This window comes from Gordonia zhaorongruii (assembly GCF_007559005.1).
GTDB lineage: Bacteria > Actinomycetota > Actinomycetes > Mycobacteriales > Mycobacteriaceae > Gordonia > Gordonia zhaorongruii.
In genome coordinates this window covers 143405-160141 of the sequence record NZ_CP041763.1, presented here as the reverse complement: position 1 = coordinate 160141, position 16737 = coordinate 143405, and the positions used below count along the sequence as shown (strand labels likewise).

General features: G+C 67.9%; 8 protein-coding genes. 6 read left to right on the top strand and 2 right to left on the bottom strand.

What is annotated here, in order from left to right:
- Nucleotide 1: 1 nt before the first annotated feature.
- Together FO044_RS00700 and FO044_RS00695 are read left to right on the top strand one after the other, a co-directional pair.
- Nucleotides 2-1957 carry a galactan 5-O-arabinofuranosyltransferase gene (locus FO044_RS00700; protein ID WP_132992782.1) on the top strand — a complete coding sequence of 652 codons (1956 nt, stop codon included), beginning with the start codon at nucleotides 2-4 and terminating at the stop codon, nucleotides 1955-1957.
- A 5-nt stretch (nucleotides 1958-1962) separates the two neighbouring features.
- Nucleotides 1963-2718 (top strand): MBL fold metallo-hydrolase, encoded by a 756-nt coding sequence (locus FO044_RS00695; RefSeq protein WP_132992781.1) that lies wholly within the window; start codon nucleotides 1963-1965, stop codon nucleotides 2716-2718.
- A gap of 91 nt (nucleotides 2719-2809) precedes the next feature.
- Here FO044_RS00695 and FO044_RS00690 read toward each other — a convergent pair whose 3' ends face one another.
- Nucleotides 2810-4261 carry a DEAD/DEAH box helicase gene (locus tag FO044_RS00690; RefSeq protein WP_132992780.1) on the bottom strand — a complete coding sequence of 484 codons (1452 nt, stop codon included), beginning with the start codon at nucleotides 4259-4261 and terminating at the stop codon, nucleotides 2810-2812.
- A gap of 330 nt (nucleotides 4262-4591) precedes the next feature.
- Entirely contained in the window at nucleotides 4592-5071 is a 480-nt protein-coding gene (gene aroQ / locus FO044_RS00685; RefSeq protein ID WP_132992779.1) for a type II 3-dehydroquinate dehydratase, read from the bottom strand.
- A 356-nt stretch (nucleotides 5072-5427) separates the two neighbouring features.
- On the opposite strand from aroQ, the gene thpD reads away from it, so the two are divergent.
- From thpD to FO044_RS00665, 4 genes are all read left to right on the top strand, one after another.
- Nucleotides 5428-6300, top strand: a complete 873-nt coding sequence (gene thpD, locus FO044_RS00680; RefSeq protein ID WP_132993404.1) for an ectoine hydroxylase — start codon at nucleotides 5428-5430, stop codon at nucleotides 6298-6300.
- Between the two features lie 101 nt (nucleotides 6301-6401).
- Nucleotides 6402-9719 carry an arabinosyltransferase domain-containing protein gene (locus tag FO044_RS00675; RefSeq protein ID WP_132992778.1) on the top strand — a complete coding sequence of 1106 codons (3318 nt, stop codon included), beginning with the start codon at nucleotides 6402-6404 and terminating at the stop codon, nucleotides 9717-9719.
- Nucleotides 9720-9977: 258 nt separating this feature from the next.
- Nucleotides 9978-13313 carry an arabinosyltransferase domain-containing protein gene (locus FO044_RS00670; RefSeq protein ID WP_165943067.1) on the top strand — a complete coding sequence of 1112 codons (3336 nt, stop codon included), beginning with the start codon at nucleotides 9978-9980 and terminating at the stop codon, nucleotides 13311-13313.
- Entirely contained in the window at nucleotides 13310-16654 is a 3345-nt protein-coding gene (locus tag FO044_RS00665; protein ID WP_132992776.1) for an arabinosyltransferase domain-containing protein, read from the top strand. Before FO044_RS00670 ends, FO044_RS00665 begins: the two co-directional genes overlap by 4 nt.
- The last annotated feature ends 83 nt before the right edge of the window (nucleotides 16655-16737 follow it).

Genomic DNA, 16737 nt, shown 5'->3' with positions numbered 1-16737 from the left:
CGTGCAGACCACCGCTGTAGCCGAAACTCCCAAGTCGGGACGCTCCCGCGACGTCATCGAACTCGGCGGGGCCGTCGTCCTCGCCGCGGTGGTCGGATTCGTCGCACTCAAGGTGATCGGCGCCGTCGACTGGCCGGCGTTCAACACCTCGAACGTCACGCGCTCCCTGACCACCCTCGGTCAGGGCGTCGCGATCGTCGTCGCGGCAGTCGCCGTCGTCGCCTACCGATACGGACGCTCGCGAACCTGGACATCGCTGATGTCGTCCCTGTCGGCGGCACTGCTGGTCACGGTGACGCTCGGCATGCCGCTGAGTGCGACCAAGCTGTATCTGTTCGGATTGTCGTCCGACCAGCAGTTCCGCACCGAGTACCTCACCCGGCTGACCGACAGTGCTCACCTGGCCGACATGACGTACGACGGCCTGCCGCCGTACTACCCGGCCACGTGGTTCTGGTTCGGTGGACGCTTCGCCAACCTCGTCGGGATGCCCGGCTGGGAGGCGTACAAGCCGTGGGCCGTCCTGTCCATGGCGATCGCTGCCGCGCTGGGTACCGCACTGTGGAACCGCATGGTCGGTGTCACGACGGGCACCGCCATCGGGCTGGCGACCGCCGCGGTGACGCTGGTCTACTCGTCGCCCGAACCGTACGCCGCGGTCCTGACGTTGGTCGGGATCCCGATGACCGTCGTCGCCGCGTCCGCCCTGCGTGGGCACGGCCGTCTCGCGGACGGCCCGTCGCCGCTGAACCGGACCGGCTGGTTGGCCGTCGTCGCGGTAGGACTCTTCCTCGGCGTCTCGGCGACCGTCTACACGCTCTACACCGGTCTTTTCGCCGGTACCGCGGTGCTGATGGCTATCGGTTACCTGATCCAGATCCGGTTGGCGAACCGGAATGCGGCGGTGCCGGACGACACCCTCCACAGCACCCGTCGGGCCGAGTATCTCGCCGTCGTCATCCGACTCGGTGCGATGGCGGTGATCGCGGGACTCGTCGCGCTCATCGTGTGGGCGCCGTACCTCATGCGCCGGGTCACGGACCCGGTCGCGTCGAGCGGCGCCGCCCAGCACTACCTGCCTGAGAACGGCGCCGTGGTCGGGCTGCCGATGTTCCAGCTGAATCTGATCGGCGTCCTCACCATGGTCGGCCTGATCTGGGTCCTGCTGCGCCTGGGGAAGCGGACCATCGCCGCGGCGATCGGCTACCTCCTCCTCGGGATCATCGGGCTGACCTGCCTGTCGCTGGCCCTGACCGCGATCGGCACCACTCTCCTCTCGTTCCGCCTGGAAGCGGTGACGGCCACCGCACTCGCCGCGGGTGGCGTGTTCGGGGTCGTGGAGATCGCACGCGCGGCAGTGGGCCGGTTCGGTGATATCCGGACGGCTGTCGGCATCCTGGCCGCAGTGTGCGGACTCGCTCTCGCGCAGTCGATTCCAACCCACCTGTCGTCGGAGATCACCACCGCCTACACGGACACCGACGGCTACGGCGAGCGCGCCGATCAGCATCCGGCGGGCGCCGAATCGTACTACCCGAAACTGCACCGGATGATTCGCGAGCAGACCGGCCGACCGGCGAACCAGAACGTGGTGCTCACCGCCGATTTCGCGTTCCTGTCTCTGTATCCGTACTGGGGCTTCCAAGGTCTGACCTCGCACTACGCGAATCCGTTGTCGGAGTTCGAGAAACGCGCGAAGACGATCGAGGACTGGTCGAAGGCGACGTCGACGGACGGCCTGCTCGACAAGATGCAGACCGTTCCGTGGCGAGCACCCGACGTCTTCCTGTTCCGCTACAGTGCGGACGGATACAACCTGCGTCTCGCCGAGGACGTCTTCCCGAATGACCCGAACGTCCGCCGCTACGCGGTCACGTTCTCGCCCAAGGTGTTCGACGACCCGAGGTTCACCGTGACCGAACTCGGACCGTTCGTCCTGGTCGTCAAGAAAGGCTGACCGCCATGCCCGACCTGAAGATCTCCACGATCACGCACGGTGACACGAAGACCCACCTCGTCTCCACTTCGATCGTCAACTGGGTGATCTTGCAGGACGGCAACGGCGTCACCTTGATCGACGGCGGCTACCCGGGGCATGCGCCCGCGGTGATCGAGTCGCTCAGACGCATCGGCAGTGCGCCCGAGGAGATCCGCGCGGCGCTGCTGACGCACGCGCACGTCGATCATCTCGGCGGTCTCGTCCGCTTGCGCCGGAGCCATCCGTTCGACGTGTTCGCGGACCCGGAGGAAGTCGGACACGCACGACGCGAGTACCTGGAGCAGGCCGACCCGTCGACGATCGGGCCGATCGCCTACCGGCCCAAGGTGATCCGCTGGCTCGGCTCCATCGTCCCGCTCGGCGCACTGGACAAGAGCGGACTGTCCGACGCTGTCCCGTTCAGTGACCTGTCGGCCCTGCCGGGCTCGCCCGTCGCGGTGCCGACCCACGGGCACACGAGGGGCCACAGTTCGTTTCTAGCCGGTGACGGCGAGGTCCTGATCTCCGGCGACGCGATGATCAGCGGGCACCCGATCGCCAAGCAGCGCGGCCCCCAGTGCCTCGGGCACACGTTCACGCACGATGTTCCGGCCAATCATGCCGCGGTGGCCTCGCTCGCCGATCTCGACTCGGTCGTCGTCATGCCGGGACACGGGCCGATGCTGTGCGGCGACCTGTCGACCTTCGTCGAGCAGGCGCTCACCCGCACGGCGGGCTGAACCGATCTCTCGCACTACCAGCACGTAGAAGCGGCCAGGTCCCCGGTTGAACCGAAGACCTGGCCGCATACGTGCTGGCAATGCGCAGTAACTACGCGGTGGGCGCACCCGACGGGCGGCTGGCGCGACGACGACGCGGTGCGCCGGCGTGACTTGCCGCCCGATCCGAATGGGCCGCACCCTGACGTGCGGAACCTGCAGACGAGCCCTGGCGCGCGCCGCGGCCCCCGCCTTGTCCCTGGCGTGCTCCGCCACGCGAGGAGCCCTGGCCCTCGGAGCGGGGTCCGCGACGGCCACGGCCGGTACCACGCGATCCGCGGCCACCCTGGTTGGAACGCTGCGGGCGCTGCTCGACCGGGGCCGGAGCCTCACGCAGCGGCGCGTGCTCACCGACGAGATCGGTCACGGCTGCGGACGTCGCGGTCACCTGCTGCGCGGGCACCTTGATCGCAGCCTTCTGCAGCAGCTTGCGCAGATCCTGCCACTGGTCGGGCAGGCAGATCGTCGCCACGTCGCCTGCCGAGCCGGCACGCGCCGTACGCCCCGAACGGTGCAGGTACGCCTTGTGCTCGGCGGGCGGATCGACGTGAACAACCAGTTCGACGCCGTCCACGTGGACGCCGCGAGCTGCGACGTCGGTGGCGACCAGGACCTTGGCGCCGTCCGGGGCGCCGAACGATGCGAGGTTGCGGTCGCGCTGCGCCTGCGAGAGATTGCCGTGCAGGTCGACTGCCGGAATTCCCTCAGCGGTCAGCTTGCGCGCCAGCTTCTTCGCCTGGTGCTTGGTGCGCATGAACAGGATCCGTCGACCCGTGCCGGACGCCAGTTCGCGGACCAGTTCGGTCTTCTGTGCAGGCGAATCGACGCGGAAGACGTGGTGTGTCATCTGCGCGACCGGCGACGTCGCATCCTCGAGCGAGTGCGTGACCGGCGTGTTGAGGAAGCGCTTCACCAGCTTGTCTACGCCGTTGTCCAGCGTTGCCGAGAACAGCATGCGCATGCCGCCTGCCGGAGTCGCATTGAGGATGCGGGTGACGACCGGGAGGAAGCCGAGGTCGGCCATGTGGTCGGCCTCGTCGAGGACGGTGATCTGCACGTCGTCGAGCGAGACGATCCGCTGCTTCATCAGGTCCTCGAGGCGACCGGGGCAGGCCACGACGATATCCGCACCCGCGCCGAGTGCACGTTCCTGGCGAGCCTGCTTCACACCACCGAACACGGTGGTGACCCGCATGCCGACGGCATCGGCGAGCGGTTCGATCTGGGTGGCGATCTGGGTGGCCAGCTCGCGGGTGGGCGCCAGGACGAGCCCGGTGGGCCTACCCGGCCTGCGGCGAACGCCTGCCTCAGCGAGGCGGACGATCAGCGGCACGGAGAAGGCGACGGTCTTGCCCGAGCCGGTCTTACCGCGGCCCAGGACGTCGCGGCCCGCGAGCGTGTCGGGGAGGGTCTTCTCCTGGATGGGGAACGCCGACGCCTTGCCTTCCTTGGCGAGGACGTCAGCGATGGGAGTCGGAACGCCGAGATCAGCGAACGTAGTCAAAATAGAAGCCTTTGCTGGCAGGATCCGGGCACGGCATGACGAAGCACCCGTGCAGTGGGATCAAATGGCGAACACGCGCGGTCGGCGTGTCGGTTCGCCGTATGAAGGGGAAGTCAACGCACCCGCGAAGATTCTCGGGGTCTGCGTGAAGTCGTTCTACGACGCACGGCGCGGCGCGCCGAATGAGAACAGTCTACGTGATCATCGGCCGTTCACCGCCACCGCTCGGTGATGACTACCGTCACATCGCATTACCAGAACGTATTGCGGCTGAATCGCTGATCGGACCCGAGATACCGTCGCGTACGGATCGGTGATGCGGCTGAACCGTCAGCCGACCAGCGCGGCGACCCGACGCACGGCGTACTCGTATCCCGCCAGACCGAACCCGGCGATGACCCCTGCCGCGATCGGCGAGACGTACGAGTGGTGGCGGAACGCCTCGCGGGCGTGCACGTTGCTGACGTGCACTTCGACGATCGGAACCTCGGGAATCACCAGCGCGTCGGCGAGCGCGACCGACGTGTGCGTCCAACCACCCGGGTTGATGACGATTCCGCTGACCTCACCGCGGGCGGCGTGGATGGCGTCGATCATCTCGCCCTCGTGATTCGTCTGGAAGGCGCGGAGTCCGAATCCCAGCGCGGCGGCTGCGCGCTCGGCGACCTGCACGGCGTCGTCGAGCGTGTCAGCGCCGTACACCTCCGGCTGACGGGTCCCCAGCATGTTCAGGTTGGGTCCGTTCAGCAGCAGGATCGGCAGCTCCGCCGTGGGGGATTCCGCCGTGGACTGCGAGTCAGACGAGGTCATGGCGCAAGTGTAGTAGGACGCCGCAGATGAGACCGGTCGCATGAGCGGTGGGAAATCTAACCGCGATCACACAACCTGCGACGACGCCTCGCATCCGACCGTTTCGCCTGGTTCGCGTCGCTACGGCGACCTGTCCGGATGCGGCTCAGTCTGATAGCGCTGAGGTAGCGGCTCGCGATGGCGGATCGGACAACCTGGGCGCCGCGAGCACCACGATCACGTACGAGTAGGGAGGAACCTTGACTGCCACGAACAACTCGACGGAATTCGCACGGACGGCCCGGTCCACCTACGTCGGTGAACGGCCGACGACGACCGACCGTTATCCGACGCGGCTCGCCGAGCCGACCTCGCTGATGCGGCGCCCGGACCCGACCGTCTGGAGCGAGCGGAGCCGGGAAAGCAGACGGCCCGGTCCGTTCACCGACGACGAGATGGGCGCCTACGACGCCAAGGGGTTCCACATCGAGGAGGGGCTGTTGACACCCGCCCAGGTACAGGGCCTGTGGTCGGAGTTCGACCGCCTGTCCGCCGACCCGGCGGTCGCCGGCAGCGGGGCGATCGTCCGGGAAGCCGGAACCGACGCCGTGCGATCGGTTTTCGCCGTCCATCGCCACAGCCGACTGATCGACGCCCTCGCCCGCACCCCGCGCATCCTGAATCGTGCACGGCAGATCCTGGGCTCGGAGGTCTACATCCACCAGTCGCGCATCAACGCGATGCCCGGGATGGTCGGTAAGGGATTCGGCTGGCATTCGGACTTCGAAACCTGGCATGCCGAAGACGGACTGCCGTCCCCACGCGCACTCAGCCTGTCGATCGCACTCACCGACAACTTCGCCTTCAACGGCGGCCTCATGCTGATGCCGGGCGCGCACCGCACGTACGTGCCGTGCGTCGGAGCCACGCCCGACGACAACTTCCGCGAGTCCCTCACCGAACAGAAGGTGGGCGTGCCGAGCGACGATGCCGTCTACGACCTCGGATATGCGTTCGGCATCGAGCAGTTCACCGGCCCGGCCGGATCGGCCTTGTTCTTCGACTCGAACTCGATGCACGCGTCGAGCAACAACATCACGCCGTACTCGCGAGCCAACGTGTTCCTCGTGTTCAACAGCGTCGAGAACGCTCCCGTCGCACCGTTCTGCGGAAACGAGCCGCGACCGTCGCATGTCGCGGACCGCGACGTGGTCCCGTTGACTCCGTTGGACGGCACCGAGTTCTCCTGACGCCCGTTCGCCGGGCTCGGTGACCCCCGGCACCGGCCGACTCGGGATCCAAGTGGCCGGACTCGTGGTTCGAGCGTGGCGGACCGCTAGGATGACCCTCTGTGCCAGCCTTCACGGTCCGTCGAGCCCAGATCGCCGCAGTAGTCACCGGTCTCCTGGGCCTTCTGCTGGCGCTGGCGACGCCGCTGCTGCCGGTCAAGCAGACCGTCTCGGAGATCAGCTGGCCGCAGAACGGAACAGTCGACTCCGTTTCCGCGCCGCTGATCTCGTACTCGCCGATCGATCTGGAGGCGAGCATCCCGTGCAGCGCGATCGGCAGTCTCCCCGACGGGAAGTCCACACTTCTCGCGACGACCTCGCCATCGGCGCCGAACGCCTCGAAGCGGGGCCTCATCATCCGGGTGACGGGCGACTCCGCCGCGCCGCGCGCGGATCGGACCGTCGAGGTCATCAACCGGAACTTCCCGCTGCTGTCGGTTCCGCTGACCGACGCGACATCGCCGGAGTGCCGCACGATCGACGTGGATGCGACGTCGGATGCGGTGACCGTCGACTTCACCGGCCTCACCGACGATGAGGGCGAGACCGTCGGGGGCAGCACGGAGTCGAGCCCCGGAGGCGACCAGCGTCCGCAGGTGACCGGCCTGTTCACCGACCTCGAAGGCTCCGCGTCCGCGCTTCCCGGGCTGTCCGCGCACGTCGTCGTCGACTCGCGCTACAGCACCGACCCGACCCTGCTGAAGTCGATCGCGGTCATCGTGGGCGTCATCGCCACTCTGCTGTCATTGGCGACCCTCGCCCGACTCGACGCCAGCGACGGCCGACGGCACCGCCGATTCTTCCCGGCGCGCTGGTGGCGCCTCAACCCCCGCGACTACACGGTTCTGGGGCTGCTGCTCGTATGGCATTTCATCGGCCCCAACACCTCCGACGACGGTTACCTGCTCACCATGTCGCGAGTGGCGCAGGAGAGCGACTACACCGCGAACTACTTCCGCTGGTTCGGTGCGCCTGAAGCGCCGTTCGGTTGGTACTACCAGGTGTTCGGCTGGCTCAGTCACGTCTCGGTGGCCAGTCCGTGGATGCGGATCCCGGCGCTCGCCTGCGGCATCATCTCGTGGCTCATCATCAGCCACGAGATCCTCCCCCGACTCGGCCGCGCCGCCGTCACCCGGCCGGCGGTCGGATGGACCGCGGCTGCCATGTTCCTGGTGGCGTGGTTCCCCTTCAACAACGGTCTCCGGCCCGAACCGATCATCTGTCTCGGCGCCCTGTTGACCTGGTGTTCGGTGGAACGCGCGATCGCGACCGGCCGACTGCTACCGGCCGCCGTCGCATGCACGGCCGGAGCCTTCAGCATCGCCGCGGGTCCCACCGGCGTACTGGCGATCGCGGCCCTTCTCGCTGGAGCCCGCCCGATGTTCATGGCGCTGGTCAAACGCGCCCGGGAGATCAAAGCGCAGACCGGAAGCAGCACGCGCACCGCCTATCTGAGCCTGATCGCTCCCATCCTGGCCGCTGGAACATTCGTCATCTTCGTCGTGTTCTCCGGGCTGACGCTCACCGCTTTCAGTGAGGGGTCGGCGATGAAGACCGATCTCGGCCCGTCCGCGCACTGGTACAACGAGATCGATCGGTACTCGTCGCTGTTCGCGTTCTCCGCGGACGGATCGCTCGACCGCAGGTTCGCCGTCGTCGCGATGCTCACGTCGCTCGTCATCGCCGGCCTCGTCCTGATCCGCAAGTCGCGAATTCCGGGGACGGCCCTCGGCCCCGCACGACGGATCGTCGGCATCACTTTCGGGTCGCTCCTGTTCCTGATGTTCACTCCCACCAAGTGGACTCACCACTTCGGTGTCTTCGCCGGTCTGACGGCCGCACTCGCCGCGATCGCCGCGATCGCCGTCAGCGCCGAGTCGACCCGTTCACGTCGTAACCGCACGATCTTCGCGGCCATCGTCGTGTTCATCACCGGGCTCGCCTTCACTGCGCCGAACTCCTTCTTCTACTCATCGGCGTGGGGCATGCCGTGGGGCAGCGCACAGGTCACTGTCGCCGGGATGAAGGTGGGCAGCATCCTGCTGTACGCCTCCCTCGCACTCCTGCTGCTCGCACTGTGGTTCCACTTCCGTGAGCCGTTCGCCGGCACCGACCCGGCCGAGCGCGGCACGTCACGACGGTTCGCCCGCACCGGGCGCTTCCTGACGGTGTCGCCGCTGGGACTTGCCGCCGCCGTGATCGCCGCGTTCGCCCTGATCACCGCCGGCATGACCGGCATCAAGCAGAGCTCGTCCTACTCGGTGCCGCGCTCCAATTTCGAGGCGCTCGCGGGCAACCCCTGCGGGATGGCGGGCAAGATCCTCGTCGAATCCGACCCGAGCCGTTTCCTCCTGTCACCCGTCGATAGATCCGCGCCGAAGCAGCTGGCCGGACCGCCGACCGCCCCGCCGGGCTCCGAGACCAACGCGACCAGCGGGTTCACCCCGGACGGCGTGCCGGACGACCTCGTCACCGAGGCCCCTGCGGGGTCGCTGGGCGTGCTGGCGGGGGGCGCAGGAGCGGACCCGGAGATGCTGACCGCCAACAGCGGCGGCACCGGTGGCGGCAGCACCGCAACCGCGGGCGTCAACGGCTCGCACGCGAAACTCCCCTTCGAACTCGACCCGGCACGGACCCCGGTCCTCGGCAGCTACTCGGAGAGCGACCAGCGCGACGCCAACCTCACGTCGGGCTGGTACCGCCTGCCCTCCGGTTTCCGTGACCGTCCGCTCATCACGTTCTCGGTGGCCGGCCTGTTCGGGTCGAACGAACTGGAACTCCAGTACACGACGCAGCCGGTCACCGACTCGACCCGCGACTCCGAACTCGAATCAGACGGCTCCACCGAGATGATCGACCCGGGACCTCGGCCGTCCTGGCGCAACGTCAGGCTGGACACGGCGTCACTGCCCGAGGACACCACGGCAGTGCGCATCGTGGCGGAGGACGAGAATCTGGCCGAGGATCATTTCATCGTCGTCACACCGCCGCGGCTGCCCGAGATGACGACTCTGGAGGACACCGTCGGCGACACGGACCCGGTTCACGTCGATTGGACCTCCGGGCTCGTGTTCCCGTGCCAGCGGCCGTACAACTTCCACGCGGGCGTCGTCGAGACCCCCAAGTGGCGCATCAAGCCGGGCGCCGACCTGGCAGCAGCGGTGGGCGCCTGGCAGGGAGCCCAGGGCGGCGGACCGCTCGGCTGGATCGAGGTCTCGCAGCGAGCGGACACCGTTGCCACTTATCTCAGCGGCGATATCGGACGTGACTGGGGTGCACTCGAGCGCTACACCCCGTATGACGAGGCCGTTCCCGCCGAGATCGACCACAGCACCGAGAGGCGCAGCGGACTGTGGAGCCCGGCTCCCATCCGCCACTGACCGTCATCCGGCATCGACCGTCTCCCGGCCCGGATCGTCGACGGGCCGGTGACGTCCACCACCCCGTGCGCGCCGCTCCCCACGACGCGTCCGGCCGCGTCGGGCGATGAATCTCGCGGGTACGGGACCGGCCGAGGAGCACCGGATCGTGCGCTTGCAGACGGACGCGAGAGATAAAACGGATATAACGGTTCATGCAACCCCGCTAGTCGTTTGGCCACTTCTCAGCGAGTTCGACTAACGTCAACTGTCGTGCCAGTGCCGACCACCCCCTCCTCTGATCCACCGGCGGAATCCGCATCGAGTCCTCTCTCTGCGGGGACTGCCCGGCTGCTCGCGATCGTCGCCGGTCTGGTGGCCGTCGTGGCCGCCGTGCTCGTTCCGCTGCTGCCGGTCTCCACCACCTCCGCCTCCGTGTCCTGGCCTCAAGGGCAGACCCTGAACGCCGACGACCCGTCCGTCGTCGCGCCGCTGGTCGCACAGACCCCGAAGTCGCTGGATGTGACGATCCCGTGCGAAGCACTGGCGACGCTGCCCGCCGAGGGCGGCACCGTCCTGACGACTCTTCCGTCGAACTCCGAGCACGCCTCGCAGCGCACGCTGTCGATCACGGCCAGCGAGTCGACGGTCACCGCAGCGTTCCGGTCGAATGTCGCCGCCACCGCACCCCGCGCCGATATCGCGGCAGGAAAATGCGGCGACCTGCACGTGTTCTCGTCGGCCGCCGAGACCGGAGCCCAGTTCACCGGCATGGGCCCGGCGGGCATCGTCGAACCCGACAAGCGGCCCCAGGTCGGCGGATTCTTCACCTCGCTGACGACGCCGCAGGTCCAGCGGCTCGCAGATGCCGGGCTGAAGGCTCAGGTCGATGTCGACAACCGCTATGAGAGCGACGCGTCGATTCTCAAGATCATCGCGATGATCATCGCGGTTCTGGCCACCGCCATCGCGCTATTCGCACTCTGGTGCCTCGACCGCATCCACGGATACACCGGGGCACTCGTACCCCGCACCGGCTCGCTGCTCGCACAGTTCCGGCCACGCGCCACCGACATCGTCGTCACCGCGATCCTGGCCCTGTGGACGTTCCTGGGCGCCTCCGCGCCGGATGACGGGTACATCCTGAACATGGGCCGCGCGGCTGACGCGTCCGGTTACATGTCGAACTACTACCGCTACTTCGGCGTGGCCGAGGCGCCGTTCGACTGGTACTACAGCTTCCTCGGCGCGTGGTCCGAGGTGTCGACGACCATCGTCTGGATGCACCTGCCCGCCCTCGTCGCCGGGTTGGCCTCGTGGTTCGTGCTCTCCCGCGTCGTCCTGCCGCATCTGGGCCCGAAGGTGGGGGCGAACATCTGGGCGACGGCCACCGCCGCCGCGGTGTTCCTCGCGTTCTGGCTGCCGTTCTGCTCCGGCCTCCGCGGTGAAGCCCTGATCGTCCTGGGCTCGCTGCTCACCTGGTGGGCCGCCGAGACCGCCATCACGCGCAAGCGTCTGCTTCCCGCCGCACTGGCGACCACGACGGCCGCCATGACGCTCGCTCTCGCGCCGCAGGGGGCCATCGGCGCGGCCATCCTGCTCGTGTCGGCACGCCCGCTGATCCACATCCTGAACGCACGGCGCAAGGAGTCGGGACTGCTCGCGCTCCTGGCCCCGCTCGCCGCAGCGGGTGCGGTCGTCGCGGTCATCGTGTTCCGCGATCAGACCCTGATGACCGTCCTCGAAGCGATCAAGGTGAAGTACCAGACCGGCCCGATCGTGCCGTGGCACCAGGAGTTCCTGCGCTACTACTTCCTGTCGGTCACGACCTCGGACGGCTCGCTCGCGCGCCGGGTGCCGGTCCTGCTGTTGTTCGTCGCAGTGATCATCACCGCCGCGGTCCTGCTCCGCCGTCGCCGCATCCCCGGCGTTCTTCCGCTGCCCGCGTGGCGTCTCGTCGGTGCGTTCGGCATCACGTCACTGCTGTTCTTCCTGACCCCCGAGAAGTGGACGATCCACTTCGGGATCTTCGCCGGGGTGGCCGCTGCGCTCGCTGCGATCGCATGCATCGCGATCGCCGAGAGCGGCGCGCGATCGGCCCGCAACCTGTCGGTCCTCACGGCGGGCCTGCTCTTCGCGCTCGCCGCCGCATCGGCCGGTAAGAACGCCTGGCCGTACGCGTACCAATTCGGCGTCACCTGGTTCAACATGGCGCCGGCGATCGCGGGCGTTCAGGTGTCGTCGGCTCTGCTGGTCCTGGCCGTCGTCGCCGTGGTCGTCGCCCTGTGGCAGCACCTGCGGATCGACTACGTCGCCAACAAGGGCCTCGCTCACCATGTGGACGGCCAGCCCGATACCGCGGCCGACCGGCGGCGCATCGCACTCGCCTCGACGCCGCTCGTGATGATCGCCGCGCTCATGGTGATCGCGACCCTCGCCGTGTTCGGCAAGGCCGTCGTCACCCGCAGCCCGGCGATGACCGTGTTCGGCAACAACATCGCCGCTATCACCGACCACAAGTCGTGCGGCATGGCCGAGGACGTGCTCGCCGAACCCGATGCGAACGCCGGAATGCTGGCACCCGCCACGGGTGGATCCGCAACGAAGACGCTCACCGGCGAGGACCCGACCGGTTTCACACCGAACGGGATCCCCGGCGACTTGAAGCCGGACACGACCAGTGCCCGCGCAGGCCAGATGCACGTAGGCGGCTCGGTGTCCAAGCCGTTCGCCATCTCCGGCGATCTGGGAGCCGGCACCACCGGCGGAATCGGACCGACGACCGTGAACGGATCCCGTGCGGCGCTGCCGTTCGGTCTGGATCCCGCAACCACCCCGGTACTGGGCAGTTACGGCTTCAACGCCAACGCGTACCTCACCACCGGCTGGTACCGGCTGCCCGCCCGCGACGCGTCGCCGATCATCGCGTTCTCCGCAGCCGGCGCCGTCTCGACCGTCGACCGCGACGGCAACCCCCGTTTCGGGCAGAAGCTCGTCGCCCAGTTCGGCAAGGAAGGCCCCGGCGGTGAATTCCAGAAGGTCGGAGCCGACTACATCCCGATCGATGCGGGGCCCGAGGTTCCGAACCGTCCGTGGCGCAACCTGCGGGTGCCCATGGAAGCGGTCCCGCCCGCCGCGACGACGATGCGCCTGCACATCGAGGACACCAACCTCGGATCCATGCAGTTCATCGGCATCACCCCGCCGCGCGCACCCGAGCTCGTCACCCTGCAGGAGATGGTCGGCACCGAGGACCCCACGCTCATCGACTTCACGGTCGGTTCGCAGTTCCCGTGCCAGCGGCCGATGGAGTACCGGCACGGCGTCGCCGAGGTCCCGCAGTGGCGGATCCGGCCCGACTACGTGAGTGCGAACTCGCAGTCGAAGACGTGGATGTCGGCCAAGTCGGGCGGCCCGATCGGGGTCGTCGAATCCTCGACCCGACCGATGACCGTGCCCACCTATCTGCGCGATGACTGGCATCAGGACTGGGGCGCCTTGGAGAAGCTCACGCCCCTTCCCCCCGACGCAACCACCGCCCGCGTGACCACCGCACCGGTTAACCGGTGGGGCTGGAACCGCACCGGATCGATTCGCCTGGAGCCCTCTTCATGACCGACCCCGACGTGGCGAACGCGCCGCAGGAACCCGACGCAGACGCCGACAACGCGCCACAGCGATGGAAGCTGCTCCGAGCCAACGGTTATCGCAATGCGAAGCTGGTGGCGGCGGTGGCCGGCGTCCTCGGCTTCGTGATGGCGTGCCTGACGCCGATCCTGCCGATCGACCAGAAGACGGCTGATCTGCAATGGCCCCAGAACGACGCGGTGACGAACGTGACCGCGCCCATGGTGTCCTTCGTTCCGACCGCCATGGACGCGTCGGTGCCGTGTTCGCTCGCACAGCGGCTGCCGGCATCGGGCGGCATCGTGATGTCGACGATCCCGGAGCAAGGCGACAAGGCGACCGCACGCGGCATGTTCATCCGCGCCACCGAGGACAACATCGCGATGATCGTGCGCGACGTGGTGCTGGTGAACATCGACCGTCAGAAGGCGGAGTCGACACCCGGCTGTGCGTTCACGCTGACCGGCGGCAAGGACGGGGTGACCGCCTCGATCGACGGCATGCCGGCAGGCGAGGACACCCGCTACCACACCGGTGACCACAACATGCGTCCGCAGATCATCGGCGTCTTCACCAATCTGCCCGCCGACTCACCGCGCGAGGGCCTCTCGCTCAGCGCCACCGTCGACACCCGATTCGTGAACTCGCCGACCCCGCTGAAGCTGGCGGTCATCGTGTTCGGCATCGTCATGACGCTGCTGTCGCTCATCGCACTCGGCGTGCTCGACTCCCGGGACAAGCGCGGCCACAAGCGTTTCCTGCCGCGCGGCTGGTTCACCATCCGCGGCCCCGACGTCCTGGTGTTCCTCTCCCTGTTCGTCTGGTGGCTGATCGGCAGCAACACCTCCGACGACGGCTACAACATCACCGTCGCCCGCATCGCGGATGAAGCGGGCTACGCCGACAACTACTTCCGGTACTTCGGTGTGCCGCAGGATCCGTTCGGCTGGCATTTCAAGGTGCTGTCGTGGATGACCGAGTTCTCGGTGGCGACGCCGTGGCTGCGACTTCCCGCCCTGCTCCTGGGTCTGCTCGGCTGGTGGATCATCAGTCGCGAGGCGATCCCACGGCTCGGGCGCGCGGTCCGCAACAGCCCGGCCGCCGTGTGGGCCGGTGCGACGGTCTTCCTGGCGATCTGGATGCCGTTCAACAACGGCATCCGCCCGGAAGGCGCTGAAGCCGTCGGCGCACTGCTCACCTGGGTGTGCGTCGAACGCGCCATCGCCACGAGACGCCTGCTTCCGTACGCGATCGCGACGATCGCCGCGGCGTACACGCTGGCCCTCGCACCCGGCGGTCTGATGGCCGCAGCCGCTCTCATCGCGGGTCTGCGACCGGTGGTCAAGGGCATCGTCTCGCGTCGCAAGCGCGACGGGGTGCTTCCGCTCGTCGCACCGCTCTTCGCGGCAGGCACCTTCGTGCTGTACATGATCTTCTACTCGCAGGCGCTCGCGCCGCTCCTCGAGGGCAACAAGGTCGCCACCGCGGTCGGGCCCACCGAGCAGTGGTGGCAGGAACCGACCCGCTATTACTGGCTCGTGCTGACCACCGGCGACGGCACCTTCCCGCGCCGATTCGGCATCCTGTTGATGATCCTGTGCTTGCTGGTCGCCATCTTCCGGCTGGTCTCCAGCCGGCACCCGGCAGGCATCGCGCGTGCGCCGTTCTGGCGTCTGATCGCCGTCATGCTCGGCACGATGTTCTTCACGTCCTTCACGCCGACCAAGTGGACGCACCACTTCGGGATCTACGCCACGATCGGCGCAGTCCTGGTGGCGGGCACCGCGGCGATGATGGCGCCCAAGCTGCTGCGTTCACGGCGGAACCGAACATTCTTCGCGGCAGCCGTCCTGCTCGTCACGGCGGTCTCGACCGCGGGAACCAACATGTGGTGGTACTCCGCGTCGTGGGGCGTCCCCTGGTGGGACCGCCCGGTCGCCGTCGCGGGCATCAACCTCAGCTGGGTGATGCTGGCACTGACGCTGATCGTCAGTGCGGTGGGCCTCTGGTTCCACTTCCGGGATGACTTCGTCGACGAGGACGTCCGCACCGGCGCCCGGAAGACCGGCCTCATGAAGTTCGCGTTCTCGCCGATCCCGGTCATCGCTCTGCTCGTAGTGATGTTCATGCTCGGATCGTTCGTCAAGGCAAGCTGGGCGCAGCGCGACAGCTGGTCGTGGGCCAAGTCGAACGCACGCGCCTTGACCGGCGACGAGTGCGGTCTGGCGAACGACGTTCTCATCGAGGCGGACCCGAACGCTTCCGTTCTCAAGCCGGCAGCCCTCGACGGAAAGCCCGCACCGTCTGCCACCGCGACCCTCGGCGCCCAGAACGAGGGATTCACTCGCGACGGAGTCTCGTCGTCGGTCGTCACCGACCCGCTCGACGAGAAGCGCGCCTCCGATGACGAGGAGGACGACATCATCACGCCTCCGTCCGCGGGTGGAGACAGCGCCGACGATGCCGAGAGCGAATCGGAGGACTCCGATGTCCCGCGTGGCAAGGCAGCAGCCGTCCAGCTCCCCTACGGTCTGAACCCGGCGACCACGCCGGTCCTCGGAAGCTTCGGCAACCGTCAGATGAGCGAGCTGACCACCGGGTGGTACGACATGGGCTTCGCGGCCGGTGACGCACCGGATGATCAGCCGCTGATCAGTGTGGCGGCCGCGGGCTCCATCGAGGCGTTCAACGACCTGGGATCTCTCGGCGACGGCCGCAAGGTGGTCGCTCAGTACGCCCGCCGCGACGGCGACAAGGTGGTCCCGGTCGGCGTTCCGCAGGTTCCGATGGACGCGTTCTCGGACAGTGCCAACTGGCGTTCGCTCCGTTTCCCACTGAAAGCCGCTCCGCCTCGGGCGACGATGGTCCGCCTGCACGTCGTCGACGAAGCTGCGTCCATCACCGAGTGGGCGGCAGTGACGCCGCCGCGCATCCCGAAGCTGGAGACGCTGAACGATGTCGTCGGCCGTGAGGATCCCGTCTTCCTCGACTGGATGCCCGGTCTCGTGTTCCCGTGCCAGCGGCCGATGGCCGTCAATCACGGGCTCCTGGAGATCCCCGAGTGGCGGATCAGTCCGGATTCCGAGGCAACCCGGAAGAACAGCCAGACCTGGCAGGACGGCGTCAACGGAGGACCGCTCGGAATCACCGATGGCCTGCTCGCGCACACCCTGGTCCCGTCGTACCTGCGGAACGACTGGGCCCGCGACTGGGGCGGTTTGGAACGGTTCACGCCGCTCGTTCAGTCCGAGCCGGCCGACATCATCAACGGCACGCGCACGGTGAGCGGTCTGTACGACCCGGGGCCGATGAGGTCGCTCGGGTACTGACCCGGTCGGCAGTGCGCAGCGAGCCCCGCGAAAGTCCTTCGCGGGGCTCGCTCGTTCAGTCTCCCAACCCGTGGACGCCCATG